26 protein-coding genes and 1 pseudogene are annotated in these 25,824 nt (G+C 54.0%); 14 read left to right on the plus strand and 13 right to left on the minus strand.

What is annotated here, in order from left to right:
• The first annotated feature begins 186 nt into the window (after window positions 1-186).
• Window positions 187-462 carry a DUF1488 family protein gene (locus CU103_RS07905; RefSeq protein WP_106663381.1) on the plus strand — a complete coding sequence of 92 codons (276 nt, stop codon included), beginning with the start codon at window positions 187-189 and terminating at the stop codon, window positions 460-462.
• A 95-nt stretch (window positions 463-557) separates the two neighbouring features.
• Here CU103_RS07905 and CU103_RS07910 read toward each other — a convergent pair whose 3' ends face one another.
• Complete coding sequence (locus CU103_RS07910) at window positions 558-767, minus strand: hypothetical protein (RefSeq protein ID WP_106663382.1); 210 nt, start codon at window positions 765-767, stop codon at window positions 558-560.
• An 18-nt stretch (window positions 768-785) separates the two neighbouring features.
• Window positions 786-1,082 (minus strand): hypothetical protein, encoded by a 297-nt coding sequence (locus CU103_RS31030; protein WP_146147759.1) that lies wholly within the window; start codon window positions 1,080-1,082, stop codon window positions 786-788.
• On the opposite strand from CU103_RS31030, the gene CU103_RS07915 reads away from it, so the two are divergent.
• Entirely contained in the window at window positions 1,076-1,540 is a 465-nt protein-coding gene (locus tag CU103_RS07915; protein WP_106663383.1) for a VOC family protein, read from the plus strand. The two genes, CU103_RS31030 and CU103_RS07915, sit on opposite strands and share 7 nt — an antisense overlap.
• A 289-nt stretch (window positions 1,541-1,829) precedes the next feature.
• Entirely contained in the window at window positions 1,830-2,198 is a 369-nt protein-coding gene (locus tag CU103_RS07925; RefSeq protein ID WP_245448666.1) for an XRE family transcriptional regulator, read from the plus strand.
• Between the two features lie 128 nt (window positions 2,199-2,326).
• Here CU103_RS07925 and CU103_RS07930 read toward each other — a convergent pair whose 3' ends face one another.
• The 5 genes from CU103_RS07930 to CU103_RS07950 form a co-directional block, all read right to left on the minus strand.
• Window positions 2,327-4,528, minus strand: a complete 2,202-nt coding sequence (locus tag CU103_RS07930) for a xanthine dehydrogenase family protein molybdopterin-binding subunit (RefSeq protein WP_106663384.1) — start codon at window positions 4,526-4,528, stop codon at window positions 2,327-2,329.
• An 11-nt stretch (window positions 4,529-4,539) separates the two neighbouring features.
• Window positions 4,540-5,556: an FAD binding domain-containing protein gene (locus tag CU103_RS07935; protein ID WP_106663385.1), complete on the minus strand. Its 1,017-nt coding sequence runs from the start codon at window positions 5,554-5,556 to the stop codon at window positions 4,540-4,542.
• Window positions 5,553-6,053 carry a (2Fe-2S)-binding protein gene (locus tag CU103_RS07940; RefSeq protein WP_106663386.1) on the minus strand — a complete coding sequence of 167 codons (501 nt, stop codon included), beginning with the start codon at window positions 6,051-6,053 and terminating at the stop codon, window positions 5,553-5,555. The genes CU103_RS07935 and CU103_RS07940 overlap by 4 nt, the downstream gene beginning before the upstream one ends.
• A gap of 772 nt (window positions 6,054-6,825) precedes the next feature.
• Window positions 6,826-7,032 (minus strand): DUF6494 family protein, encoded by a 207-nt coding sequence (locus CU103_RS07945; protein ID WP_106663898.1) that lies wholly within the window; start codon window positions 7,030-7,032, stop codon window positions 6,826-6,828.
• Between the two features lie 518 nt (window positions 7,033-7,550).
• A complete protein-coding gene (locus tag CU103_RS07950) occupies window positions 7,551-7,781 on the minus strand; it encodes a hypothetical protein (RefSeq protein ID WP_106663387.1) in 231 nt (76 codons plus the stop codon).
• Between the two features lie 222 nt (window positions 7,782-8,003).
• On the opposite strand from CU103_RS07950, the gene nadE reads away from it, so the two are divergent.
• The 8 genes and pseudogenes from nadE (at window position 8,004) to CU103_RS07985 (ending at window position 16,520) form a co-directional block, all read left to right on the plus strand.
• Entirely contained in the window at window positions 8,004-8,825 is an 822-nt protein-coding gene (gene nadE, locus CU103_RS07955; protein WP_106663388.1) for an ammonia-dependent NAD(+) synthetase, read from the plus strand.
• Between the two features lie 138 nt (window positions 8,826-8,963).
• Entirely contained in the window at window positions 8,964-9,878 is a 915-nt protein-coding gene (locus tag CU103_RS07960) for a 4-hydroxyproline epimerase (RefSeq protein ID WP_106663389.1), read from the plus strand.
• Window positions 9,879-9,892: 14 nt separating this feature from the next.
• Window positions 9,893-10,673: pseudogene (locus CU103_RS07965) on the plus strand (pyrroline-5-carboxylate reductase family protein).
• 339 nt (window positions 10,674-11,012) lie between these two features.
• The gene (locus CU103_RS07970; RefSeq protein ID WP_106663390.1) at window positions 11,013-12,002 is read left to right on the plus strand and encodes a GlxA family transcriptional regulator; all 990 of its coding nucleotides are present in this window, start codon (window positions 11,013-11,015) and stop codon (window positions 12,000-12,002) included.
• A gap of 316 nt (window positions 12,003-12,318) precedes the next feature.
• Entirely contained in the window at window positions 12,319-12,579 is a 261-nt protein-coding gene (locus tag CU103_RS07975; protein ID WP_106663391.1) for a GlsB/YeaQ/YmgE family stress response membrane protein, read from the plus strand.
• A 564-nt stretch (window positions 12,580-13,143) separates the two neighbouring features.
• Window positions 13,144-13,398: an HVO_A0114 family putative DNA-binding protein gene (locus CU103_RS32965; RefSeq protein WP_483428616.1), complete on the plus strand. Its 255-nt coding sequence runs from the start codon at window positions 13,144-13,146 to the stop codon at window positions 13,396-13,398.
• A 28-nt stretch (window positions 13,399-13,426) separates the two neighbouring features.
• The gene (locus CU103_RS07980) at window positions 13,427-15,478 is read left to right on the plus strand and encodes a hypothetical protein (RefSeq protein ID WP_106663392.1); all 2,052 of its coding nucleotides are present in this window, start codon (window positions 13,427-13,429) and stop codon (window positions 15,476-15,478) included.
• Window positions 15,479-15,755: 277 nt separating this feature from the next.
• The gene (locus CU103_RS07985) at window positions 15,756-16,520 is read left to right on the plus strand and encodes an SDR family oxidoreductase (RefSeq protein WP_106663393.1); all 765 of its coding nucleotides are present in this window, start codon (window positions 15,756-15,758) and stop codon (window positions 16,518-16,520) included.
• A 130-nt stretch (window positions 16,521-16,650) separates the two neighbouring features.
• Here the strand turns inward: CU103_RS07985 and CU103_RS07990 are convergent, their stop codons facing one another.
• The 4 genes from CU103_RS07990 to CU103_RS08005 form a co-directional block, all read right to left on the minus strand.
• Window positions 16,651-17,640: a Bug family tripartite tricarboxylate transporter substrate binding protein gene (locus tag CU103_RS07990; RefSeq protein ID WP_106663394.1), complete on the minus strand. Its 990-nt coding sequence runs from the start codon at window positions 17,638-17,640 to the stop codon at window positions 16,651-16,653.
• Window positions 17,641-18,092: 452 nt separating this feature from the next.
• Window positions 18,093-18,287, minus strand: coding sequence for a DUF982 domain-containing protein (locus CU103_RS32730; protein ID WP_106663395.1), 195 nt, complete (start codon window positions 18,285-18,287; stop codon window positions 18,093-18,095).
• Window positions 18,288-18,461: 174 nt separating this feature from the next.
• A complete protein-coding gene (locus CU103_RS08000; RefSeq protein WP_106663396.1) occupies window positions 18,462-18,854 on the minus strand; it encodes a hypothetical protein in 393 nt (130 codons plus the stop codon).
• A gap of 519 nt (window positions 18,855-19,373) precedes the next feature.
• The gene (locus CU103_RS08005) at window positions 19,374-19,778 is read right to left on the minus strand and encodes an ester cyclase (protein WP_106663397.1); all 405 of its coding nucleotides are present in this window, start codon (window positions 19,776-19,778) and stop codon (window positions 19,374-19,376) included.
• 1,215 nt (window positions 19,779-20,993) lie between these two features.
• On the opposite strand from CU103_RS08005, the gene CU103_RS31325 reads away from it, so the two are divergent.
• Window positions 20,994-21,131, plus strand: coding sequence for a hypothetical protein (locus CU103_RS31325; protein WP_162707304.1), 138 nt, complete (start codon window positions 20,994-20,996; stop codon window positions 21,129-21,131).
• Between the two features lie 914 nt (window positions 21,132-22,045).
• A complete protein-coding gene (locus CU103_RS31330; RefSeq protein WP_106663398.1) occupies window positions 22,046-22,468 on the plus strand; it encodes a hypothetical protein in 423 nt (140 codons plus the stop codon).
• 210 nt (window positions 22,469-22,678) lie between these two features.
• Here the strand turns inward: CU103_RS31330 and CU103_RS08015 are convergent, their stop codons facing one another.
• Both CU103_RS08015 and CU103_RS08020 read right to left on the minus strand, forming a co-directional pair.
• Entirely contained in the window at window positions 22,679-23,635 is a 957-nt protein-coding gene (locus CU103_RS08015; RefSeq protein ID WP_106663399.1) for an NAD-dependent epimerase/dehydratase family protein, read from the minus strand.
• A gap of 815 nt (window positions 23,636-24,450) precedes the next feature.
• A complete protein-coding gene (locus CU103_RS08020) occupies window positions 24,451-24,702 on the minus strand; it encodes a DUF982 domain-containing protein (protein WP_162707306.1) in 252 nt (83 codons plus the stop codon).
• A 174-nt stretch (window positions 24,703-24,876) separates the two neighbouring features.
• Here CU103_RS08020 and CU103_RS08025 point away from each other — a divergent pair, with 174 nt between their 5' ends.
• Window positions 24,877-25,536 carry a LuxR C-terminal-related transcriptional regulator gene (locus CU103_RS08025; protein ID WP_106663401.1) on the plus strand — a complete coding sequence of 220 codons (660 nt, stop codon included), beginning with the start codon at window positions 24,877-24,879 and terminating at the stop codon, window positions 25,534-25,536.
• Window positions 25,537-25,824 lie beyond the last annotated feature (288 nt).

Genomic DNA, 25,824 nt, shown 5'->3' on the forward strand with positions numbered 1-25,824 from the left:
GGTCTATCGCGTCTATACCGGAGTTCCCGCGGATTGGGGCAAGCGTTCCACGACAGGACTTAACGAAAGGACCGCAATTTCGATGTTGAGATCACTCAATGCGAACAATGCAACGGCGTCGCGCTGCGAGGATCAAACGGGCATTGATCGACACCCCACCATTTCGCGTGTCTTAAGGATGATAAAATGGCGCTAACTTTTCCGAACCGAAGCCGCAGCTATGATACGGCATATCAGCGCGTACGCTTCCTTGGTTATGACGGATTGCTTGAAGTTCCGTTTTTCATCGAGGCTTCCGCACTCTCGAATGCCGAATCAAATACAATTTCGGCGGAAGAGCATAACCTCGCCGCATTTGATGCAGCGCGCGGTAGAATTCTAGATGTGGCACGACAAGTTTATTCATATGGTCGCAAGAACGTGTACGTTCTGACGCCAGCCGATTTTGAACGGGGCAATTAACCAAGCCGCTGACGATGATGATCTTGTGTGCCCCAATCGCTGCTATGTGCGCAAACTTTTCGACGAGCACTCGCTGACCAGCGTTGCGACGCCTGTCATGAAAAACGATGGTATATGTTGCAGTCAGCCGGGTTCGGACGAAATGCCGAGGTCGCGGCAATTGCGTCAACAGAACACAGTTCTATTTGTGCCTCAGACATCACCTTGCGTATGTCGTCGGCTTTGACCCCATCGCTCGCCATTACGAGACGGATGATAGGTTCTGTCAGCAACTCATCCAGCGTTGGTTCAAGTTTTTCCAACATGATCTCCTCCCATCTAAGTCAGTCTCTGGATAGGATGCCATCACGCGATGTCTTGCGCATGTCGTCAATGTGACCGTTCTGTGAGATTGCTGCTGCCCAATTGGCCACAGCTAGGCAGCAATGGGTGGATTTCGCACCTTCGGGCCGTAGATGATCCGGCGACTTCGACGGCAACCCTTCAGGGTAGAGGCGATGGGCGAGAACCATGGCCAGTGTGATTGCTGTGCCAAGGAGAGCCGCTGCATCCAAGGCTTCGTCTACGACGGTGACGTCGCACAGTGGGAAACCAAGAGCGAAAGGACCACGTAATGGCAAAGAACACGATCTGCCTTTGGTACGACAAAGACGCCGAAGATGCCGCCCGCTTCTACGCAGAGACTTTTCCCGACAGCGCTTTGGGCGCCGTCATTCGTGCACCTGGCGACTATCCAGAGGGTAAGCAGGGAGACGTCTTGGTTGTCGAATTCACCGTTGCGGAGATTCCTTGTATCGGTCTCAATGGCGGTTCACACAACGAAGCCTTCTCATTTCAAATCGCAACTGACGATCAGGAAGAAACCGACCGCTACTGGAATGCCATTGTCGGCAATGGCGGCCGGGAAAGTGACTGTGGCTGGTGCAAAGACAGGTGGGGTGTGTCCTGGCAGATCACACCGCGCGTTCTGACCGAAGCGCTTGCGGCAGGCGGTGATCAAGCAAAACGTGCTTTCGATGCGATGATGACCATGAAGAAGATTGATGTTGGGATGATCGAAGCGGCTCGGCGCGGCTGAGGCCCCGTCGCGTCGGGCGCTTGATCCCTGGGGCTTGAAGAATGAAAGTGACTGGGCGGGCCGCCCTTACGGCGAGAATTCCTTCGCCGCAAACCTTCCGCTGTACTCGGGACATCGTCGGGCGTGATCGGGACGGCGGTCGACAGCAGAGCCGCCACCACAGTTGAATGCCCGGAAAGCTTGCATCCAGCTTACGCCGGGCCTGATCGCGGACAGCCGTGAGGTACGGTCGAAGCTACCGAGGAATTCATATATTCATCGAGCGGAGGATTCTGACGGGACATCAGAAATGTTTACCGGTGCCCAATGTCGTGCGGCACGTGCATTTGTCGAAATATCCCGCGATGTTCTCGCCAAACTGGCCGAAACAGAGATTTCGGCAATCGAACAATTCGAGCGAGGACTGGCAAAGCGCGACGCGGAAACCATTTCGGGTTGCGCCGTGATCATTCCCGAAAGCGAGAATGGCAGCGGCGTGGGAGTTCAGCTGGGGTTCAACAGTTCGTCGACGAGGCGACTCGCCATTCTTGAGGCAGAAGGTGGTATCGTTCAACTGGACGACATTCATAACCGAGTTGTGGCTTTTGTTCGGTCGATCGGAGTCTTGTACTTCGCTTGGTCTCGGCCTCCTGATTACGATCGCGAACTGCCTTCGTGACGTTGACCTTCTGCATTGTCGCCCTACAGGTGTTTGGCGGTCGTCAACCAAATGCAGGTGCTGACGCGCGTTAATAACAAAGGTCCCGGAAGTGGTGCGGATGATAGGACAAGCAGATCTCTTTGGGACTAATCACTCAATCGTGTCAGACGATCAATGGTGATTGGAAGGTCCCGCATCCGTTGCCCTGTCGCATGGAATATTGCATTGGCAATGGCGGGCGCGACAGCGACCGAGCCGATTTCGCCCAAACCCTTCACACCGATCGGACTGACTTTGTCATCAGTTTCTTCGACGAACAAGACTTCAATGTCATACACATCTGCATTTGATGGGATGTGATAATCTGCGAAATTGTGAGCCATGCATCGCCCTAAATTGTGGTCGGTGGCCGCGTCTTCGTACAGAGCTTTGCCAATCCCCATGACCGAGGCACCGATGATCTGGCTTCGGGCTGTGGCAGGGTTGAGGATGCGCCCAGCTGCGACCGTGCATACAAGCCGGGTGACCCGAACGACAGCAAGTTCTTCGTCGATGCGGACTTCGGCAAAAACCGCAGAATGAGTGGCGCTCGCGTATTTCTTGCCAAATTTAACGTTGATGATGGTCGCGGTGGCGCTCAGATTATCGCTGCCCGACAGTTTTAATAAATCAGCGAGAGCCGCCGGAGAAAGCAATTCCGTTGCTTGCCCATTTCCCACGATCCCGGTTTGCTTCGCACGCAACAGGATCTTCTTCTTCAGCTTGTCGCAGGCCGCTTGGACAGCGGAACCTGACGTTGCGGCAGTCCACGAACCTCCTTGAATGGGATTGAAAGGCAGGGCGGAGTCACCGAGCTTGACAACCACTCGCTCCCTTGGCGCTCCAAGCGCATCGGCAGCAATTTGGGTGAGAATCGTGTAGGTGCCAGTGCCGATGTCCGTAATAGACGTCGTCACCTCGAACCTGCCGTCGGCAAGAAGGCTGACTTTGACGCGTGCAGGCGCGGGTGACATTGCCGCCTCCCAAACCCCCGTTGCCATGCCCCATCCGATCAGCTCTTTCCCCTTACGCATCGATCGCGGCGCGTGGCTACGCTTAGCCCAACCAAAGCGCTCGGCCCCTTGCAAATAGCATTCGCGGAGGGCTTTGCTGCTGAACGGGCGGTTTTCGCTTTGATCGCGCTCCGTGTAATTTGCGAGGCGCAGGGCGAGCGGATCAATATTGATAGCATAAGCCAACTCATCCATCGCGCATTCCAGTGCGAACATGCCGGTGGCCGCACCCGGTGCGCGCATGTCGCACGGGGAAACGGTGTCAAGTTTTGCGAGTTGGTAGGTGAGCTTGACATTGTCGCAGCGGTAAAGGCTCGCCGAGAAATTCAGCATCGGATCCTGGGCATCCTCGCTTTGCGACGTGGCGGCAACGGCTTGATGCTTGATCGCGAGCAGGCGGCCGTTCTCGTCGGCACCAAGAGAGACGGTTTGTATGGCATTGGCGCGGTACCCGAGCGCGAACATGTGGTCGCGCGGCAGCACCAGCCGAACGGATCGCTTGAGCGCCTTAGCCGCTAGAACTGCGAGGATTACAGATTGCTGAGGTCGAAGACCGAGACCGAACGCGCCGCCGACAAAGCTGCTTACAACACGAACTTTGCGTCGAAACAGGCGCAAGGCGACTTTAAGAAAAATCTCCACGCTCTTGGGGCTCTGTGTCTTATCATAGACGGTGACGATTTTGTCGCTCCATTCTACCGTCGTTGCGAACAGTTCCATCGGATGATGATTTTCCGCAGCGGTCGTATAACTAGCCTCAACCTTGACGGGAGACGCCAAAAACGCGCGATCAGCATCACCAGTGGGGTGGGGTGTTGGAGCAAGGCCGAGCCGATGTCTCGGGGGCTTATAAGCTTTTGATACTTCAACAGCCAAATCAGTCGCGTGTTGCTCGCGTTCATAGGAGACGCTGACCAACGCCGCCGCGTCGCGCGCCGCTTCGTAATTGTCGGCGACAATAAGCGCTACCGGTTGACCGCTGAAAAGCACCCGATCATCGTACAGCGGCCGAAAGGGTTTGCCGGGCGGGCCAGCCAGATCCTTGTAAAGAAAGCTGAACGGCCAGAACCAGGGGCGGTTTTTGTGGGTGAGAACCGCCACGACGCCTGGGAAATTTTTTGCGGCTGCAGCATCGATCGAAATCACCCGGCCTTTTGCGATCGATGCAGATACGATTGCGGCATGCAGCAGATCCGCGACGTCATATTCCGCGGCATATTTTGCCTGACCCCGAACCTTTACTGGCCCGTCAATCCGAGGGATGCTCTTGCCCGTGATCGCAGGTCCCTGATCCACAATTGCCTCTTTCAATGGACACGCTTATCTGACTGCGACTGCGGCGTTCGCGACGCGGCCTGTTCGAGCGCCCGAACGACAGTTCTGCGGGCGAGTTCTATCTTGAAGCCATTCTGCGACAGCGCTTCGGACCGTGACAACAGCATCGACGCAAACTGATGGAAATTTCCGCGGGACGCGGGACGCCCGACAAGCACGACTTCCGCAGCTGTGTCCCGCCAGGGTTTATGCGCGACACCACCCAGGGCCACATGTGCCGTGGAGATCACACCATCATCGATTGTCAGCAAGGCTGCAGCCGATACGAGGGCAAAAGCATAGGACAAGCGGTCGCGGATCTTTAGATAGCTGTATCGCTGAAACTCGGGAGCAGGGGGCAACTCGATACCAAGGATGATCTCGTTGTTTCGCAGCGTTGTGTCCTGCTCGGGTGTATCGCCGGGCAGTCGGTGAAAATCTGCAAGCGAAATCGAGCGTGCTCCGTTAGGGCCCTGCACGACGATCATGGTTCCTATCGCGGCAAGAGCGACACACATGTCGGAAGGGTGGGTTGCTACACAGTCTTGGCTCGCGCCAAGAATGGCGTGGTTGCGATTTAACCCATTTCGCGCAGGACAACCGCTGCCGGGTGTTCGCTTATTGCACGGTGTCATCACGTCATAAAAATAGGAACAACGCGTGCGCTGCAGCAGGTTGCCAGCGACTGTGGCAGCGTTGCGGAGCTGCGCAGACGCACCCGCAAGAATGGCGCTCGCTAACAGGGGATAACGGTTTTCGATGACTGGATGAAATGCCAGGTCCGAATTCGTCACGAGCGCGCCGATCCTAAGTCCCCCGTCCGAGGTTTCCTTAATATCTCCGAGCGGCAAGTCGTTGATGTCAATGATCGTCGTCGGACACGCTACATCGTACTTCATCAAATCCACGAGGTTGGTGCCACCGGCCAGCAGTTTTGCGCCAGGATCGAAAGAAAGCCTCTCGATAGCCTGATCGATGCTCGCCGCGCGCAAATATTCAAAACGTCTCATCGCACCGTCTTTCGCCTGGGGGCTGCAATGACCTCTTCGATCGCGTCGACAATGCCAATGTAAGCGCCACACCGGCAAAGATTGCCGCTCATTGCCTCCCGGATTTCGTCGCGCGTTTTGGCTTTACCTTCCGAGATGAGGCCGATAGCCGAGCATATCTGGCCGGGTGTACAATAGCCGCATTGAAGCGCGTCATGCCGCACGAATGCATCCTGGAGGGGATGCAGTTCGTTGGCCGTACCAATTCCTTCAATCGTTGTGATTTCGGAGCCATCGCGGCTCACAGCGAGAACGAGGCAACTATTGATACGCTTTCCATTGATGAGGACGGTGCATGCGCCGCATTGGCCGTGATCACAGCCCTTTTTTGTGCCTGTAAGGTCAAATTTTTCGCGCAGTAGATCAAGCAAAGTCACGCACGGTTCAATACTGGCTTTACGCTCAACACCGTTGATGGTCAGTGTTACGTGGAGTGCTGTGTTTGCCCTCACTTCCATCTTCGTCCCTTCGGACCCGAGCTCGTATCGATGCGGTAAAAACTCTAAGCGCGCATCAACGCTCTGACAAGTTGAAAGCAGACCTTCATGCGAACAACGAATTGGCACTTTAGGCCTGAGAGAAGCGAGGGTCGCGCAAAACTATTGTCTACGTTTTACCTCCTCGGCAAAACGGCGATCGCATGCGCAGAAAACCAGATCGGCGAGACGTATTGTGGCTGCGTCGTTGTCGGCCAAACTGCTTTCTTCTGGATAGTTGAGCCCGGTTTGACATTGAGAAACTTTGCAAGGCTGGCCAGCGCCTCAGTCAACTTGCCAAGTCGCGCATAGGCTACCAGATGATATGGCTCAGACCGCCTGTCGAATGATCAGGGCCTATGGGAGCACACGCTCGAAAGTTTTGTTTACTCCGATCCTATCAAGCAGCGTGTTGGTCGGAGGAGAGGGTCTCCTTCTTTCACTATCGTGATCGGGATCAGGTCGAAGTAGACATCTTGCGGGAAAGCGACACACGTCACACAGCACAATTTCAAAATCGGCATGGTTCTTTATGACGGTGACAATGTCGTTCCATTTGGATCGAAAATGTTCGATGGCACCGGCCTGGCATGACTTGCATCTCGCCGACACGTCCAAAGTCCGCCGTGTCAATCGCCTTGCGAACCATTCATCCATAAGACCACAATCTGACTTGCTGCGAGTCATGCTATGGGATTTCCAAAAGACGGACGCTGATGCAGATTGTCGTTATGAGCTGCGGCAATTGCAGCTGTTATTGAAGCTCGATCGTACCGTCGATGGTGTGGGATAGCCCGACCTTCTCGAGGGTAAGCACCACCCTGGCTGACAGCGTCTCGCTGCCTTTAAGGCGCCCCTCGGCTATCGCCTCGCGGATGGCTAATTCGATCTCGCGCTGGGAAGTGACTCCGACCACTTTGAGAAACCGGCGCAGAGAGGTGTTGAGGGCATCTTCGTTCATGGCAATCTCCTTATCAAAAACTGTCACTGGCCGGATCATAGGCTGCTGCGGGCAGATCATAAATCTACCTGATGCAATTCGAATAGCTTCGGTAATCATCGGGAATCTTTGCGGGGCGCCGACGGCACAAAGTTCGCCACATCCCCTTGATCGAAAATGACCACCTCTACCAATTCGCTTTCAATTACGGGGAACCGCCACCGCATGTTGCAACCAGGCTTATGGTAATTGCGACAGCGTCGGTCGGACGGGATATGCGCTCGCCTGCCATTTCGTTGGCCAGGACCGGAAACCAGAAAAACTGTCCTGTCCGCCCTGCCGTCACGTCTGGTTAACACGACCGACGCTGTCTATGAGCAAACGTATCCAACTTCAATCAGTTCCCGCGAGTGGCCGCACGCGCCAGCTGATCATGTGGATCACGCCCTTTTCGATCGGTGTCCTCCCATAACAAACGTTTAGGGCCGTGAAATATAACGTGGTGCAATACTAGCCGCCATCGTGGTTTCACAACGATTCTAGTTAATCGAACGCGAATCGTGGCGTTCATATAAGTCCGGCCAACCAAGGTCGTGTCGTATGTCTTCAGGCAGGCCCTCGAGCGCAGTTTCCGTTGCCCTCAGTTTGCGTGCTCGCAGAAATCTGTCACGTGCAACCTCGGCAGCCTTAATCACAAGGTTCGTTCCGTTGAAGACCACCCCGGCAAGACCATTCAAATGGTGATCATGGTTTTTATGGTGCGTGGTCATGGAAAGTCTCCTAAACTCGCGGTCCAATGGGGCCGCACTAACTTAACCAGCAGTTTCCTCTCATTTCATCTTTCAATCAAACGAAATTGATGCACATAATGAATCAATAAAATTGAAGTCACAGTACAGGGGCAACTCGTTTACTGACGCGATCGTGGACAGCCACTCCGGTTTCCGGTTTACAATGTTTCCTGATTTCCACCATTGGAAGGATCAAGAGAAATGCCGAACGAACAGCGCCAAATCATTCATACGCTCGGTGTGTCCCCGATTTTCGAACCTGATGCCGAGATCAAGAAGCGCATAGAATTTTTATCGGAGTATTTGATTTCATCCGGATTGCTGGCGTTCGTACTCGGCATCAGTGGCGGTGTTGATTCTCTGGTGGCTGGGATGCTGGCACAGCGGGCAGTCATGCAATTGCGGGAGGACGGGAGGGAGGCACAATTCATTGCGGTGCGCCTGCCGTATGGATTGCAGGCCGACGAGGACGAAGCACAAAAGGCCCTGTTGACCATTGCTCCAGACCGCACGTTGATGGTCAACATCAAGCCGGCTGTTGATGCCATGATGATGGCACTTAAGTCAGGTGACCTCGTGTTTCGCGATGGTGCGCACGAGGATTTCGTGCTCGGCAACATAAAGGCCAGGCAACGCATGATTGCCCAATATGCCATTGCCGGGGCTCACCAGGGGCTTGTCATCGGCACAGATCATGCGGCAGAGGCAGTGATGGGCTTCTTCACGAAGCACGGCGATGGAGCCGCCGACATCCTGCCGCTGTCCGGTTTGAATAAACGCCGCATCCGAGCGATCGGTGAACTCCTTGGCGCCCCCAGGGATCTCGTCTTCAAAGTGCCTACGGCCGATCTTGAGTCGATCACTCCCCAACGCCCTGATGAAGATGCGTACGGTGTAACCTACGACGAGATCGATGATTTCCTGGAAGCGAAGCCAATTGCGGAAATTGTCAGGGAAACCATCGTTCGTGCCTTTAAAGCCACGTCGCACAAGCGCGCTCTGCCCCTCGTTCCAGCAAAATAGACCGCCGTGTAGCCATTTCCTCGGTGCTAGCGGGACAGGCATGCAAAATCAGCCTACCCGACCGCACGGTCAACAAGCCGATTTTGTCCGGGAGCTCACGAACTCTCTCTTTCCGGGTGTTCTCCTAGTCTCGATCAGATCGGCCACCGCCAGTATCGCGGCCGTGCCTGTGCGACGCATTGGCTCGGCAACAGAGGTCGCCAATACGCCGCATTCCGCGGCCATGACATCATGTCCGGGGCGATCATCTATCCGGCATACCGCCCAGACTGTGATTTTGCAGTCATCTTCGTCGAAGTGAGTGGCTGTCTGCCTATGTGCGGCGCGGGTACTATCGGGCTTGTTTCTGCGGTCATCGAAGAGGGGTTGGTGACGCCCCGCGTTCCGGGACGGCTTTCCATTGAGGCGCCTGCTGGAAAAGTCGACATCGAGTACGAAAAGCCCGGTGAGTTCGTCGAGTCGGTCCGTATGGTCAATGTCGCGAGCTATCTCCACGCCGCTGGTATCGAGGTGGACGTCCCTGGATTGGGACGTCTCGTTGTCGACATCGCCTATGGCGGAAACTATTACGCAGTGGTTGAGCCGCAGGACGCATGGGCCGGTCTCGCCGGCATATCGGGCGCAGAAATCGTCGACCTGAGCTGCAGGCTCCGCCACGCACTGGCTGGCGTCTGCGATCCGGTCCATCCTGATGACGACAGGATACGGGGCGTGCACCATGCGCTCTGGTGCGACAAACCGAACAGTCCTGACGCTGACGGGCAGGGCGCTGTATTCTACGGCGACAAGGCGATCGACCGCTCGCCAGGTGGCACGGGAACTTCGGCACACATGGCGCAACTGTATGGCAAGGGCCGTCTGAGGGTAGGGCAAACGTTTCGACAGGAATGCGTTATCGGCACGGTGTTCGTAGGCAGAGTCGAGGCCGAAATGGCGGCCGGCTCGTACAGAGGCATCAAGCCGAGCGTTAGCGGTTGGGCAAGGATCATCGGCCACAACACGATATTTGTGGATGACCGTGGTCCGCTGGCACTTAGGTTCCAGATCAAGTAGGGAGTACCAGGTGTATGGTTGCTATTGGTCGTGTCGGGATAATTGGAGGTGGCGGATGGCTAGGATCCGCTATAGCGAAGGCGCTTGTCGGTTCGGGCACGGTCTCGGACCAACTGCTTACATGTTCCTTCCGAAGCAATAAACCCGAGAATTCTGTGGACTGCCTTTGGACACGGGACAACAGTGAACTTGTGAAGAAGAGTGATGTCGTTATCCTGTCTGTGCGACCGGGTGACTGGAGCGCCATCGACATCGATGCAGGCGGGAAACTGGTTGTCTCGGTTATGGCCGGAGTGACGGTTGAGGACATAAAACGAAGAACCGGCAGCACGCGTGTGGGGCGAGCCCTCCCGAATGCAGCGGCGGAAATCGGATATTCCTATACGCCATTCTTTGTCGAATCGTCTGAACCCAAAGACGCCGATATCATCGATACACTGTTCCGCAGTTGCGGTACAGTCGACGCCGTGAATCAGGAGGAGCACATTGACTATTTTACGGCGATGTCCGGCTCCGGCGCGGCGTTCCCGGCACTTTTGGCCGAAGCGCTGATGAGTGACGCGATAGCCCGAGGCGTTCCCGCCGAGGTCGCCCAACGCGCGGCGCAGCAGGTTATCATCGGAGCTGGGCGGCTTCAGGAGTTTAACAATGTCTCTCCATCCGAAACGGTGAAGTCGTTCGTGGACTACAAGGGGAACGACCGCAGCTGGCATCATTGCGATGCGGCAAATGGGATTTGACAGTGCAGTGGGTGCAGGTCTCGAGGCCAAGGCCCTGTCGACTTACCTTGAATAGGACTGGTGGGAGAAGGAATTTTTCTGCCTTGATCGGGAAGAATAACGCTTGTCGTTTCTGATGACTGGGTCGTTCTTTCGCATTAGCGTCCAGGGCGGGAACTTCAATTGCGTGGCGGCTGTTGTCGGCGAGGAATTCATCGGAGCGGCTGCGATTGTTCATCTTGAAGCGGAACATGGCCTTGAGTGATTGCACAAAAGAGCTATGCCGAGCTTGAGCATTTGAATTTGTCGCCAGGGTCGAAGGTGTGGTTTTCATGGCCGGCTGGTGCTGCTCATGTCCTACCCATTATAACGGGTTTGCCATTAACCCGCGGATCAAGTTTATCGGAGAAAGCGCATGGAGGGTCTCAAGAGCAAAGGCATTTCTGCGGGGACCAAAAGTGTAAAATTCGGCATCGTTCTGCTGCCAAATTTTACACTGTCTGCCCTTAGCCTTTTTTTGGATTGTCTGAGGCTTGCTGCCGACGAAAAAGATCAAAGCCGTCAGATTAGATGCAGATGGGAGATCACCACATTAACGGGTGACAGCGTGCGGTCCAGTTCGGGCATGGTTGTTGAGACTACGGCCGGGATAAGCAGCGTTCTCGATTGCGATTATGTAATCGTCGTCGGTGGTCTCATCATGCCCAAGCGCCAACCACCAGTGGCTTTGCTCGAACTATTGGACAAAGCAAACAAGCGGGGCGTGTCGGTCATTGGTCTATGCACCGGAAGCTTCGTTCTGGTGGAAAGTGGCATCCTGCCTGAAAAGCAGTGCTGTGTAAGCTGGCTGCACAAGCAGGAATTCGACGACGAATATTTTGACTATCGGTCCGACACAACCAGTCTCTATCGTGCGAACGGCAACCACTACACGTGCGCAGGGGGTGTTGGATCAGCATATCTGGCGCTCGAAGTTATCGGGTCGGAATTCGACGAGGAACTGGCACGCAAGTGTGCCTCGATCTTGATGATACCTTACGAGAGAAGAAAGTCAGAGCAGCCGGCGCCAGCGGTCTCGGAGATCAGCAACAAAGTGATCCGGCAGACAATCCGTGTCTTCGAAACCACCATGGAAGACCCCCCTTCGCTCAGCGAAGTTGCTCGAAGGGTCGGGATCACCAGCCGCCAATTGGAACGAATTTTTCGCGATGAACTGGGAACGTCTCCTTCCAGGATTCGCGACAAGCTTCGGGTGCAGCGGGCAAAGCAATTGCTGGTGGAGACGGATCTGAATTTCACCGAGGTGGCCGTTGCGTGCGGGTTGTTTGGAACCCGCACGCTAAACCGGACCTTTGAACGTGAGGGCGAGAAACTGCCCCGAGAAATACGATCACGAACGGCCTAGGTGACGTCGTTCTTCTGCATCGTCGCCAACAATGAATTTCTACGCTGCGCTGCAAAGCAAACGCAGTTTGTCGGGGTTATCCATAACAAGGAAAAGAGCGGTTGGACGCAAAAATCTCCAACAACAAAACTGCTCGTGTATTCCAAATAGTGCCGTTCGGCTCTGTTGCCGGGCAAATTCGACCGATCGGACCCGGCCGCAATGTCAACAAGCCGCCGCGAACGCTCTTCCAGATATTCTCCATCGTGCCTGGAACAATCCGACGCATCCGGGGTTCTGCTTGTTGAATCAACGCAAGGGGAATTGGAGAAGTTTTATGGAAACTGCGGCAATTGGTTGGATCGCAGCCATCATTATCGGCGGCATTGCAGGTTGGCTGGCCGAAATGTTCATGAAGAGCAACATGGGCATCATCATGAATGTGGTTTTGGGCATCGTCGGAGCACTTGTTGCCAACGCTCTGCTGTCAATGTTCGGCGTGGTTCTTGGCGGCTGGCTCGGCTATTTAATAGCTGGCTTTATTGGGGCCTGCATTCTGATTGCCATCGCCAGGATGTTTCGTCGGCCTGCGGTATAGTGGGACGCTTTTCTCGTACGCTTCCAGTAATCAGTTTTGCGACGGCAACAAGGACCGCTGGACTCTGAAACTTCTTGGGTAACGGCTATGGCTTGAGAGCACCCTGCGGCCCATGGAAGTGACATAAGAGCGTGTTTAAAGGCGGCTTGCCCGTCAGCACACAACCGCTCCGGCAAGGGCAACACCGACGAAGAACAGGTGCAGGTCAGCCAGGGTTCTTGCTCTCTCGCCGTTTGCCTCTTGATTTGTGCATCGCTCCATTCAATGCTGCCACTTTGGCTGGCATCGGTTATAAAAGGGGGCCATCGCCTCAGCCTAGATTTCGAGTGTGCTGGCGCTTTTGCTACAGTGGATGACAGTGGAGTTCGTCTTGCCACAGGGTATGGGGATTTATCTGCGATCAGGGATAAGAGCTTGAAATTTAGGGGAGAGGCAAACAAAGCTAGAAGTCCAAATGGACAGTTAGATCAGGTGGCCGCGATCTCTTCGCACTTGAAAATATCGTTAAATGATTATTATGCCATCATTGCTGCTTGCGATGGGGACAACAGTCCGATGAAGTCGATGCCAACACCTGAAGAAATTCTTAGGGCATTGACGCCAGAAAACTGTCGCCTTGTCGCATTGATATGTCGCCATCGGCCGCAGAGCATTTCTGCACTGTCCGAACTCGCCGCCCGTCCCCAGCCAAACGTATCTCGATCACTGGCAACCCTCGAACGCGCAGGCATCATATCGTTGGTGGGGACAAGGCCCAAGCGGCCAGAACTCGCAGTAACCGAACTAAAGATTGAGTTGCACAACTTGCAATGCAGATAATGGGTATTCATCTGTTGGGATCATGCCAATGGGAACGGGCGTACGGGTCTTTATTGCAATTGCACTATTTGCGGCCCTCGGTGTCGGATGGCGGGCACTTCAACATTCAAATTTCGAGCGGGACCGCACCCTATCGGAGTGGACCTCGCTGTCCGAGACGGAAAACCTCCTGAAGCAGAAGCCTGTTCCGGAAGCGTGGTCAGCGGGCGTGTTTGTTTCGGAACGGGGATTAAACACCGCGCTGGAAAGCCTAAAAGATGCAAAAATTGCCTATGACCCAGAGTTCAAGCCGAACGAGGACACCGTCGTAACCCTGCGGGCTGTTACAGTCTACCTTCAACCGGGTGTTGCCTTGGCAAACCTTCGCCTCGACGCCTATTCGAAGAATCGTGATCTAACTGTAAAGTTTGACGGACAAGCCTCCCTTGTTTTCAAAGGCGTAGAAGAAGGGGAGAACGGGAACGCGCAAGCCGTCTTCGGAATTGTCCTGTTGAGACTTGATCCGGAATTCGAATGGGAATGGTTCAATTTAAAATTGCTGGGGTACGCCAACGACCTCATCGAAACGGGCCTCATCATGAAGTTGACCGAAGCTTTCAACATGACGCTCCCCTTCAAAAACACAATCACTTACGATTTGAAGCAAAATCTCACAAAGATGTTGCCGGTCCGCGATCCGAAGGATGAAAACTGGATTAAAGTTCAGATCACCGTCCCGCCATATGAGATATCGCAAAAAATTCACGCTGCTCACGCAATCGTCCTCGATGGCGGAATATGGCTACTGACCGATTTCAACGAAAAACCTATGACACCCCCCATCGATAAGCCTCCCCCCGAAATCCAGGCCGACATCGTCAGGAAGCGGAAAAATCTGGAGCAAATCCGGATGCCTAAGTTGAACGATGCCGATATTGCTGTTCGGATAAACGGGACGGTTGCTCACCTGGTTCAAGACAAATTCAACCGACTCCCGGCTGCAAACAGGACCACAACGGTCAAGTCGGTACAATTCAAGGGTCGGCTTGCTGATCAAAAATGGAGAGACGAAGTTCTAGGCGAGGGTGAGGTTCTCGCCGAACTTGCCAGTCCAGGGGCGGTTGCGGCAACGGTAGTGGTGAATGCGGTCGGCATGTCTTGGATCAAAGGGAAACGCTTGAAGGTTTCGCTCAATGCGCAGGTAGACGCCAAGGCATCCATACAACTGCATATCGACCCGTTGATAGGGGCAGGAGTTGGCACAACGGTTGACCTGCTCGGGAACACAGGTATCGAGTTCGGGCTCGTTGCAGGCATCGAAATAAGGAAGGTGGGTGGCAACATAGTCGTGATGCTAAAGCCCAACGTCGGTTGCCGCGATGTCAAACTGGCGCTTGAGTCGGATGGAAAAGCGAAGTTTGAGGAAACTTGGGTATCAGTACCGTCAGTCGAAGCCAACATCACGCTTCCAATTGGCCCGCAGACCGTTCCCGATGTCCTGCTCTTCAGTGATTTGCCTTTTCAAAGAAAGGGTCGTGGGCCGGATGGCGGTCCCCTCAAGGTCAAAAACGGGGACGACCATTTCCTGTTCACGCCAGCGTGGACCGAGGTACAGTACGCACTGGTCCCGGGGAGGATCGATGATGACGATGCGGGACTTTGGATCACGGCCAAACTGATCACCAAATTCCTTAACTCCGAGACAGCCGGCTACGATCGCGCTGCTGCCGAAAAGAAACTGGCTGCCTCAGCGACCCAAGGCCCGGTTAACTGCCCGAGCGAACCGGTCGTTGGCTTGGCGATCGGCGCTCTCGCGTTCGGCAGCGCCAACGATTTCGTGAAATTCTTCCGGGAACGAGGGCTGCCTTTGCCGCAGATTCTAGATGGACTGCCAGGCACTCCCGGCGCAGGCGTTGCTATACCATCCCCGCTAGCGCCAATTCCCGATCCCACGATTCCGAATATACCGTCCCCAATATCGCCTACTCCCGATCACACGATTCCGAACATACCGTCCCCGATACCGCCTACTCCAAGTCCCGCGATTCAGAATATACCGTCCCCTCTGCCGCTACTCCCGGTCCCCCCAGCAATCCGATAGAAATGTTGCGCGACCGCTAAGAACGCTTTTCGAAACAGCGCTTTGTGCCGGGCGATAGGAGGCTCGGAAATTCAATATCAGCCCGATGAAGAACATTGCGAAGTGTTTGCCTCGGTCGGGTTTGTCTCCACGGCCATGGGCATGAAGCGGATATTCAATCGGTTGAAACCGAGATCTTGAGAGGCTTTGGAACACGACGCGACTTTTTCCGTGTAGAATATATTCATTTTCAATTTAGCTATCGCCGAAGCGGGATTCTGACGAAGGGAAGTGATCGATGGAATTGTTCGACCTTAACGGAGAAGTAGCGATGGTTACGGGTTCGGGAAGCGGCATCGGCCAGGCTATTGCGATTGGTTTGGCCGAAGCTGGGGCCGACATAGCCTGCTTTGGCCATCTGTCAAATGGCGGCTTGTACGCAACGGCGGAGAAAATTCACGCTCTCGGCCGCCGAGTCTTAGCGCTCGAAGGCACCGTAACCTCTGCCGCAGACCTGAAGGGGGCGATCGATTTGATTGAAAACGAGCTCGGCTCGTTGACAGTCGCTGTCAACAACGCAGGTGTTGGTGCTGGCGGAGATGCCGAGACGCTTCCGCTGGAGAATTGGCAACGGGTTTATGATACAAATGTGACGGGTGTTTTTTTGTCCTGCCAGGCGCAAGCACGTGTAATGCTTCCCAGAAAAAGGGGCTCCATCATTAACATTGCTTCCATGTCAGGCTCGATAGTCAATCGTGGTTTGAAACAGGCCGACTACAACTCATCCAAGGCTGCGGTTATCCACCTGTCAAAAAGCCTGGCAATGGAATGGATTGATCGCGGTATCCGCGTCAACTCGATTAGCCCGGGCTACACGCTGACACCCATGAACCGTCGAGCTGAAGTCGCTGATCAGGTGAAAATATTCGAACGGGACACGCCCATGGGCCGCCTGGCCGATCCCGAAGAAATGGTCGGTCCTGCTGTATTCCTTTCAAGCAGGGCTTCTTCATTCGTAAATGGTATCGATCTTGTCGTGGATGGCGGTTTTATGTGTTGGTAGCCGCACACCAATGCGGCTGACTGGCGGACCTCAGGGACAGGGACGACTCGACAGCGCAAGGGAAAAGCGTCACCACTTCCCGTCATGGAATCCAGTTGCTAATTTTTTGGCACCCGGCGCCTGAAAGTGATCAATCCATCTGGACGTTGGCGTCATTGACGACTGGTGTCCACTTGGCGATTTCCGCCTTCACGTGAGCGGCCAGATCCTCGGGAGTAGAAGCGACGATCGTAGCACTGAACTCCTTCATTCGTTCGACCACAGCGGGATCTGCCATGGCTTTGTTGGCCGCCTCGTTCAGCTTGGCGATCACTTCCGACGGCGTTCCCGCCGGTGCGAACAACGCATTCCATGTATAGGTTTCGTAGCCTTGAATCGTTTCTGCAATAGTGGGCACATCCGGGAAGGACGATGCCTTTTCCTTCGTCGTCACACCCAAAGCGCGCAGCGTACCGCCCTTGATGTGGGGCGACGATGAGGGGAGGTTGTCGAACATAATTGGTACCTGGTTGCCAATGACATCATTCAGCGCCGGCCCGGCTCCCTTATATGGGATGTGCTGCATGGTTACACCCGCCATCTTCTTGAACAACTCGCCAGACAGATGCAGCGGCGTGCCATTGCCGGAAGACGCATAACTGTACTTATCCGGGTTGGCCTTCAGCAGCTCGACCAGTTCCTGGACGGATTTCACTGGCAATTCCGGATTGACCACCAGAACGTTGGGAACCACTACGAGTAGTGAAATCGGAGCAAAGTCTTTTTCTGCGTCGTACGGCTTGGTCTTCAGGATAAGTGGATTGAGCGCATGCGTTGCGACAGTGCCCATGAGGATCGTGTACCCATCGGGATCGGCCCTCGCAACATTGCCGGCGCCGAGGCTGCCGCCCGCGCCACCCACATTCTGGACGATCACCTGTTGGCTGAGCAGTTGCGACATTTTATCTGCGATCACGCGTGCCACAACGTCCGTCGAACCGCCCGCGGCAAAAGGCACCACCATCGTCACGACGCGATCCGGAAAAGATTGCGCCTTTGCCTGCCCCCCAAAAGCTACGGTCGACAGCATTGAAATACCGAGTGCGAGACTCGCGCGCCGGGTGATCGCATAAAGTGACATTCGCTTCCTCCTGATATCGAATTAGATTCGGTCCGGGAGTTAAGCACGCGACGACGAAGGAAGGAAGCTGGTCGCGTTAATTGCGCCAATTGATGATACAATTGTCAGTTCTAATCCGACCTGTCGCAGCCGGCGCTCATTTGAGAAGGATTGCTTCATCGGGAGCGACTTGACCCGGGGTGCCTCCGCCCTCGAACAAAGCGCTCGTAGCGGCAGCAATACGAACATGGCAACGAGCGCGGGAACAATTGCTTATGACTGTTTCATCGCGCACTCCGATGTCCTTGCACAAATCCATCATTCCACCGTTTCGCATAGTGCAGGCGGGTGCGGTCACGGTTTCTGTGCAAATAAGATGCCGGTTGTAAGAAACGGCCCTGAGGTTCTTGTCAGTGAATGGCCCGTTAGAAACCCATCCCTCCCACTTTAGCGGGTCAAAAAAATTGCCAAGATCAATGTCGTGCTTGCCCGTTGCGGAGCCGAGGCTTTGACCTAACAAGAATATTGGCTTCTTGCGCTGCCAGGATGAAGGCGCTTCTTGCTTGCCCATGGCTAATCGAGCCGGCCAACGCCTCCAGCAATTCTTGCCAATTTGCAGTTCTTTCCGGGTTCAACGGGCCAATTGTAGACCAAGAAGGTCGCAGCATCTTCCACGGACCGGCTATACCGCACCACTACCGCTGAAAATTCAATATTTTCCATAGGACCTGTCTCCTCCGCAGTACGCTCGTATCAATTCGTGGACCACAATGCGTGGTGCCGGATCACAAATCCTCGATTTCGGCGCTCGCTGACCTCGTATAAGCCCCGTGGAACTGACCTCATCGCACGGTAACAGAATCAAGAATTCGCTCTATTTGGGGCCGCGTGTACGCCTCAACCGGATCTTTATCTGGACTACCATCATGAAGATATTCGCCAGAATCGAATGCGAGATAGATTTCCGAGAAGAAATGCGGGCGTTGTTCGTCGCAAAAAATTATTACCCAATGAATTTCATTGACGACAGCATCGCAAAATTCAAACGATAGCTCCGAGGCGTTAAAGCCATGGGCGAGTTCAAGTGCCAATTGATCGTAGAGGTCTTGCCTGGACATGCCTGCAGACGCAGTCCACTTCAGAATGTCCATATTGGTGATACTAAGACGCTCACGCCAAGGCGGACCATCCGGATATCTGACGCGCAACTCGGCGAGTAGCTCGTCAATCGTCATATCGTACTCCTTTGCTTTTTGGGCTTGCGCTATCCTCCCAACAGAGCCGTTCAATCCATCCAGACGTACCACAGTAAGGCGGACGCGACCGTGACTCCGCCAGGTCCCGGCACACCACCTCGCCGGGGGTTTCGTGAAGCTGTGACGATTGGGACCTTGTTTTTTGACCGGCGTTTCGACGTTCGCTGGGGTTCGGGTGTATTTAGTCTCAATTATCCTGGGCCAATGGCCGTGCATACATCCCGGCCATCGAAGCTACTTGCGCGATCACCCGACGAACGCATTATTCGTTCGGCGACTGGCACGCGTGACGAGGCGACGCGGCTGGTGCAAATGTCAAAAGAAGGAGCGCGCTGGTATCTTCAAGACCAAGTCATCAGGAAAGGAGATCATTATGCGCGAAGCCCTGTTTGACGTATTTGTAAACACCTTCACAGAAGATGAGCAGCTTACCAGGGCTCGACGTCTTATGGATGAGTAGGGCAAGCTGTCCGAACCAAGAGCCTAGCCAGGCTGAAATCATCGCTTCTGCAAGCCCGGAAGCTGAGCCTCGATAGCCGCCTTATCGATAACCGACCACACTTGCGCAATCTTTCCGTTGCTAAATTTGTAGAAGACGTTCTCGGCAAAGGAAATCATTTTGCCGTTTACAGGGAGATCAAGAAACATGCCTTTCGGGGTACAATTAAAGCCTAATCGGGTCGCCACATAGGGTGGGTCGAGCATCAGCATCTGGACGTTAAAATAGAGGTCAGGAACTTCGGAAAAATCTTTCTCCAGCATTTCGCGATACCCTGATAACCCGACCTGCCTACCGTTGTGGATGGCATCATCGTGCACAAACCGACCCAGATGTGGCCAGTCCTGCTTATTCAGGCAGGCAATGTAGTCTCTGTAGATAGCGGACAGGTCTGTTCTGGACACGGCAGTTGTTCCTTTTTTTCGCTAGGCGGATACGCTGGTAAGATCGTGTAATCGAAAACGTTCCAAGTCCCGTAAGGCTCCGGCATCAATCCAAGTGGGGACAGTAGCGCAACGACCGCGTCTTGCGACGGGCACAACGTCTACCCCGCCACAGATCGTGAACCATGTTTCTGCAATCCTCGGCATATGTCTGAAGTATACGCGCATCAGTGGCCATGAAGACGCGTGATCCAATCCGATAGACTGTGCTGATTATAGTAGATAGCCTCGAGATGAGCTCTGGAACCGGGTAGAGTGAGTCCCCCGGTGAGACCTGATGTGTTCCGAAAAAAATAGAGGCTTGGCCCGCTTTGGAACAACGCACCAAGCCTCGAAGCTTCGCCGTACCTACTCGCCAGTAATCACGGTGAGACTTCACTGATGACGGATACCAGCTTCTAGGCAACACGTGTAGGTGGATAAAGTTCCGGTGGTTAAAAAAACCCGAACTATCAACCTTGGACATCATGTGGCGGGCTGTCCTGCGCCGTGCATCACAACAACTTTGAACCGAACGACCGGAACGCACAATGGTCGCGCACCAATGCTGCAACAAAAAGACGGTGAGATCACTCCCACCGTCAATTGAATGAGCCCAGATTGCAACGGGAATGCTGTCTCTGGGACTCAGCCGAACTGGAAATCGGCCAGCTAAAAACTAATGACTTCAGGATTTGTTCCTGACCCCAAATCGAAAAATCAAGGAAACCACCATGTGTCTCAAAGACGCGTGCGGGCTGTTCTGCGCAAAGCGTTGAGCATCCACGTGATGCTGCTTGCCGGTCAGTTGTCCGGCCTTGAAGTCGTGTTGCCGTGACGGCGTACTCCCAATCTCTTGCGGCATATTTGCAGCACAGCCATTCGTGACTGTGGCGGCCGTGTTCATTGCCCGGGTCGTTGCACAGAAGGATCTAGACAATCAAAAGCCGCTGCCTTGGCGCGGCCGGCGCTGCGTTCCTGGCGTTCGCGTCGGTTTCACATTGTCATGGGGGCGGGCGCTATGTCGCTTACCGGGACGTTGCGGTGTGTGAATGATCTGCGATGGGAATCAAGGGCATCAGGAAAGGCGATCGGGCCCCGAAGCGTAACAGCGCGCGTCAGCGGCTGCGAAGAAGGCGGCAGTTAGAATACTGGTTTCCCTGGCTGCCAGCCTGGACTGACAATGAAGATCGGTAGGTGCAGACTAAGCGGGTCGTAGCTGCCGCTGAGATCGTGGGTGAGACGCGTCGGCGCATGGACAAAATTGTTGGCGAAGTCGGCGATCTCAAGACCCACATTGCGACCATTATCGAGCAGGTCAAAGACAGCAAGTAGGTCAATGATGAAGTGAAGAAACGGAAGCTGATGGGGATCGGCACGTCCTTGGCGTTGTTGGACCAGCCGGAGCTGCGCTTAGCGCTACGCGAATGCAGCTTCATAGGTGAGGCCCGGCGAGGTGCAATCGATAACAGTGGCAGACCGTCGGGCCTCTGTGCGCGCTTTTGGGAAAGGAATAGCCACGATGATCCCTTCGGGGCAATTGGTCAATCACGCTCCGACCTCAACGGCCGACGAAAAATCTCATGCTTTATGATTGGGTTCATGAGTTGATCGGGGCTGCGGTGAATTGCGTTTCGGCCGAACCGATACCCAAAGCGATAGCCACGCCACAAAAACACAACGCCGTAGATCAGATAGGACCAGTCTGTCGTTGGGCCCCACTATCGTCATTTAGGTTGTCTCGCATTTTCACTATCCACAGTTCCTAAGCTTTTCTGGTAAGCCACGTCATTACATTAAGCGACGGACCGGCAAACCGAGACAAATTAACATATTGGAAGCGACCGCGAAATTCCGGCAAGTGGTCTGGGGATCAGCTAATCGTTACCTGACCACGAGGGACGGCGAAGTATGCTATCGCTATTGTCAGGTGAGTTAGTCGATATGCAGCCGCCAAGAGCCACCAAAATCAAAACGAGAAATAGTCGCATTTTACCCTCCGCATGAGGCGTCACTCGGTGCTCAGCTCAGGGTAATCACGCTGCACCCGGACTGTTGTTTTCGTCAATTCACAATCATGAATAAGATCCGTGATCGCGGGCTAGGCCCGACGTGCTGGCTTCCGCTTGCCCCTCTCGGTCCCAGCTTTCCTGTCGGCGGTTGCCGTAGCGTGGTGTCGATTTATTCCCGCCTCCCTCGCGGCCTCGACTAGTGCCAAGCGAAAAGCAGTAGCCGCTTAGGAGCCGTATATGAAAGCCCGCATCATTCAGACCTTACACGGCGAATTCATCACAGCCACCGGGGGCGCCGACAATCTTATTGCTGCGATGGAAGTTCCCGACTTCGCCCTCGGCCTCTTCAACAGCGATGACCACCGGCAACGAGCCGAATGCAGGATCAACCCATCAACGGCCCCATGTGCGACGGCGATGCGATCCGGGAGGAATGCCCGGAAATCTACACTTCACTTAGTGTCGGGCGCTCAACCAGCCCGGGGGCGAATGCCGCGCATAAGCATTTCTAGGAAAACCCGCCATGACGAAGCCTGCAAAAAAACACCGGCGGTATGTGCTTATGTTTCCCGCCGTGCCGCCGCGTTCAAGAGTTGTTGGAAGCAAATTACCGCTAGCTTGAGCGCGCAAGGTCCGCCGAAGCCGAACTTGCAACCTTGAAGGGCGAAATACCCGCCGGTTTCGACTGCACAATGCCATTGACGGACGAGCCACCCGCCCCGCTTGGCCGCCCTACGCCTTCGTGGCAATCCTGAACGCGCAAATGCCCACAGTGTGAACTACTGAATGGCATACGCGACAACTTGAAGTTCGCCGGATATTAAGCAAATCTCCAGATAAACATTTACCTCTAGTAATATACATGAAAATTTATTTATTGTTTTTTATCCAGTTCAACGTTATTTGAATGGCCTCCTCCAATGAGTATGTGCTGGCTCCGGTAATTTTATATAAATTATCCAGTGGCAAAATATTATTTGTCGTCATATTCTTTAACCGGAAAGAAGTCATTGGAAAATTAATGCCTATAGTTTGCAGCATATCACCCGAAAGTGCCGCCATCTTAAAAATATAATATGGGAACGAAGGCGGTTTTTTATATCCAAGGGCAGTCGCAATATCATTTGTCCAGTTAAATATGTTCAGCGGTGGTGCATCTCCTATATAATAAACTTTATCTTCCACCTGCTTTGCGAATAACAGCTTTTCTATTTGCACAACTCCATTTAAAATAAAGCCATAGGTTTTTGTACAGCTTCGATTCCTGATGTTGAACATTTTTTTTGCAAGGACCCTGTCAAAAAAATCCTTATATGGAGTTTCAAACCAAGGTCCCCACATCGATGTGGGTCGTATGATCAACCAATCATACAACAAATTCTTTTTCCTGATCAGTAACTCCATTTCTTTTTTACTTTGCCCATAAATGGTGGTCGCAGCAAAATCTAGTTCCCCCGTTGGAATATATCCGGGTCTGCACACCAGCATCGAGGATGCAAATATAGCACGTTGAACGGTTTGTATTTCATCCAGCGCTTCTAATAAATTATTTGTACCAAGAGTATTTACCTTATAATCACCTAACTGCTTGCCATTTAGGTCGGTCCTGGCCGCTAAATGCACCACGTGTGTTGGTGAAAATTCTTTTACGATCTGCTTTACGGCCTGGGCATTCAGCAAATCAACATTTCTCCAATATACTTGGTGTTCTTTCTTTTTAGGTACATTGTCGTCGAGATTTATCACTGTATGGCCGAGCACTGCAAAATGATCTACCAGGTTGGTTCCTATAAATCCTGACCCGCCGGTTATCAATATTCTAATCACTTTGTCCTCCAAACGCAGCGGCAAATTCCAGGAAGCCATCGGCCCAATATGTATTTGGCCGCGTCGTGGGCGCAATCAATGCCGATCGTCTTACTGCCCCGGGAGCACGGAGACGATTTTGAAAGGTTGGAATCTTCCATGCCCCCATTGCAGCACAGTGGCGCCGAGGTTACCACTCCATCAATTTCTGTATGGCTTTAGGTTGAGGTGAGCCTCAATGGAAATGACACGAGTCCCGGCAAGGGACCGAACTTCCTTCGGGAGCCGGGACTCGTTGCCCTATGGACAGACGGGCACTAAACCAATCGTCGTCGTGTCAACACAGGCTGTCAAATCACAAGTTAGAGCGCAAGCAAAAGCTCAAGCCTTCTTTTTGAACAGCTTGAAGTTCAGCTCTAGACCTCACCGTCGCGTCGCTTGTGCTCGCTGCCCGTACTCTCTTCCGGCAGGCCAGGTATGATCGCTCCAACGATACTGAAGATGGTCACTAGCAGAATAATGGACACAGCTATGAGGATGATCATTGTAAACGAGATCAACCGTCCAAACCTGCCATCGACCAAAGCCTAAAGAGAACAGTACTATTCGCTCACTGAATTGATCCCGACGGGGCAATATCGCGCCGACGTAGTTGCCTGAATGTGTATCGTCACCCCTATAGTCGCGTCTGTTGGCCATTGTCCTGGCACTTCTGTTGTTTGCCTTCTGGCTGTTGTCCCCCGCGGCCCTTGCCGGGGGAACGAGCCGGGCACTGGAAAGAATACTTTCATCCGTGAAACCGACGGACCAAAGGTTAGCCGTGCTAATAAAAAGGGCTATAGCCGCTTGTCTGCGATATAGATGCCTGCCTCTTTAGCAGCTTCAATGAAGGCGTCCCGGCAGGCGGTACAAGTGACTTTTTCATCCAGAGCATCCAAGCAGGTTTGCCGAGCAACGGTGAATTTGTCGCCTGTCAGCACAGGCCAATGCGCGACGAGCCACTCCGCCGCTTGGACAACAGATCTGATGTTTTTCGTCTTACCAAAGGCAGTCGTAATGGTCACACTTGGGAATGAAAGCTCGCGCATGCCGATCAACGCGCAGCCCAGTTCGGGGTTCCTTTGTTACTCCGGCGGAGATTGGAACTTTACGATGGCGAGATCATTTGGATAAGCAGGCCCTACTTTTCCACCATTTGCAGATCAGGAAAACCGGGCACTTCGGGAATCAGAACTCGAGAGTATGGACGGGATGGAGCATACATGATGGGGGAAATCCGAATAGCAGTCATCGACGATCATCCCCTGTTCAGGGAGGGCGTTAAACGCAGTCTTGGTGAAATCGGCGGCCTCGAAATCGTGGCAGAAGGAAGCACGAAGGAGGACGCAATTCGGATTGCACTCGAGTACCTTCCAGATGTCATTTTGCTCGACGTTTCAATGCCCGGTGGAGGTCTGGACGCGATCTCGCCGATACTGGCCCGCGTTCCCGATCAGAAGATCATTATGCTGACTGTCTCCGAGACGAGCGACGATGTGACCATTGCCTTGAACAGCGGCGCGAAAGGATATGTCCTGAAAGGCGTCGGTTCCCGGGCACTCGCGGGTATAGTTCTCGCCGTGGCCTCCGGTGAGGGCTATGTTTCTCCTTCCCTATCGGCCCGGTTGCTCTCGGACGCATCATCGATGTCCGGTGCGCCTGGCAAAAATCACTCGATCGCCGGACTGACCGCCCGCGAGCATGAAGTATTGAACCTTGTTGCGGCAGGATTAAGCAACAAGCGCATTGCGCTGAAGCTTGACCTGCACGAAAAAACGGTGAAACACCATATGGGACGCATCCTTGCCAAACTCAACCTCACAAACCGGACCGAAGCTGCTATGGCATTGCGCGACGCCGGTCACCAAATTCATTTTGCGTAAGGATCGATCATTGACGGCAGGAAGAGCTGCTCCAAAGCTCTAGGGCAGGCGACTCCCCAAGGCATGAAGCGCTTGCCATCCAACTTGGCCCGGATCCCGGTACCATGCATTGCGAATTGGTGCCCAGGCTTAAATGCTCGGTTTGCGGCTCAAGGGACGTCGGCGCAGCCCTCTGATCAAGGAAACTGAGGGCTAGGGGGCACGTCTGAATGTGCGGCGCATTACGTGGGCGCCCCAACGGTGTTTCCTTTTGCTGGTGCGAAAAGCCCGATCAGCACGGAGGGTTAC

The sequence above is a fragment of the Phyllobacterium sophorae genome (assembly GCF_003010965.1).
GTDB classification, from domain to species: domain Bacteria; phylum Pseudomonadota; class Alphaproteobacteria; order Rhizobiales; family Rhizobiaceae; genus Phyllobacterium; species Phyllobacterium sophorae.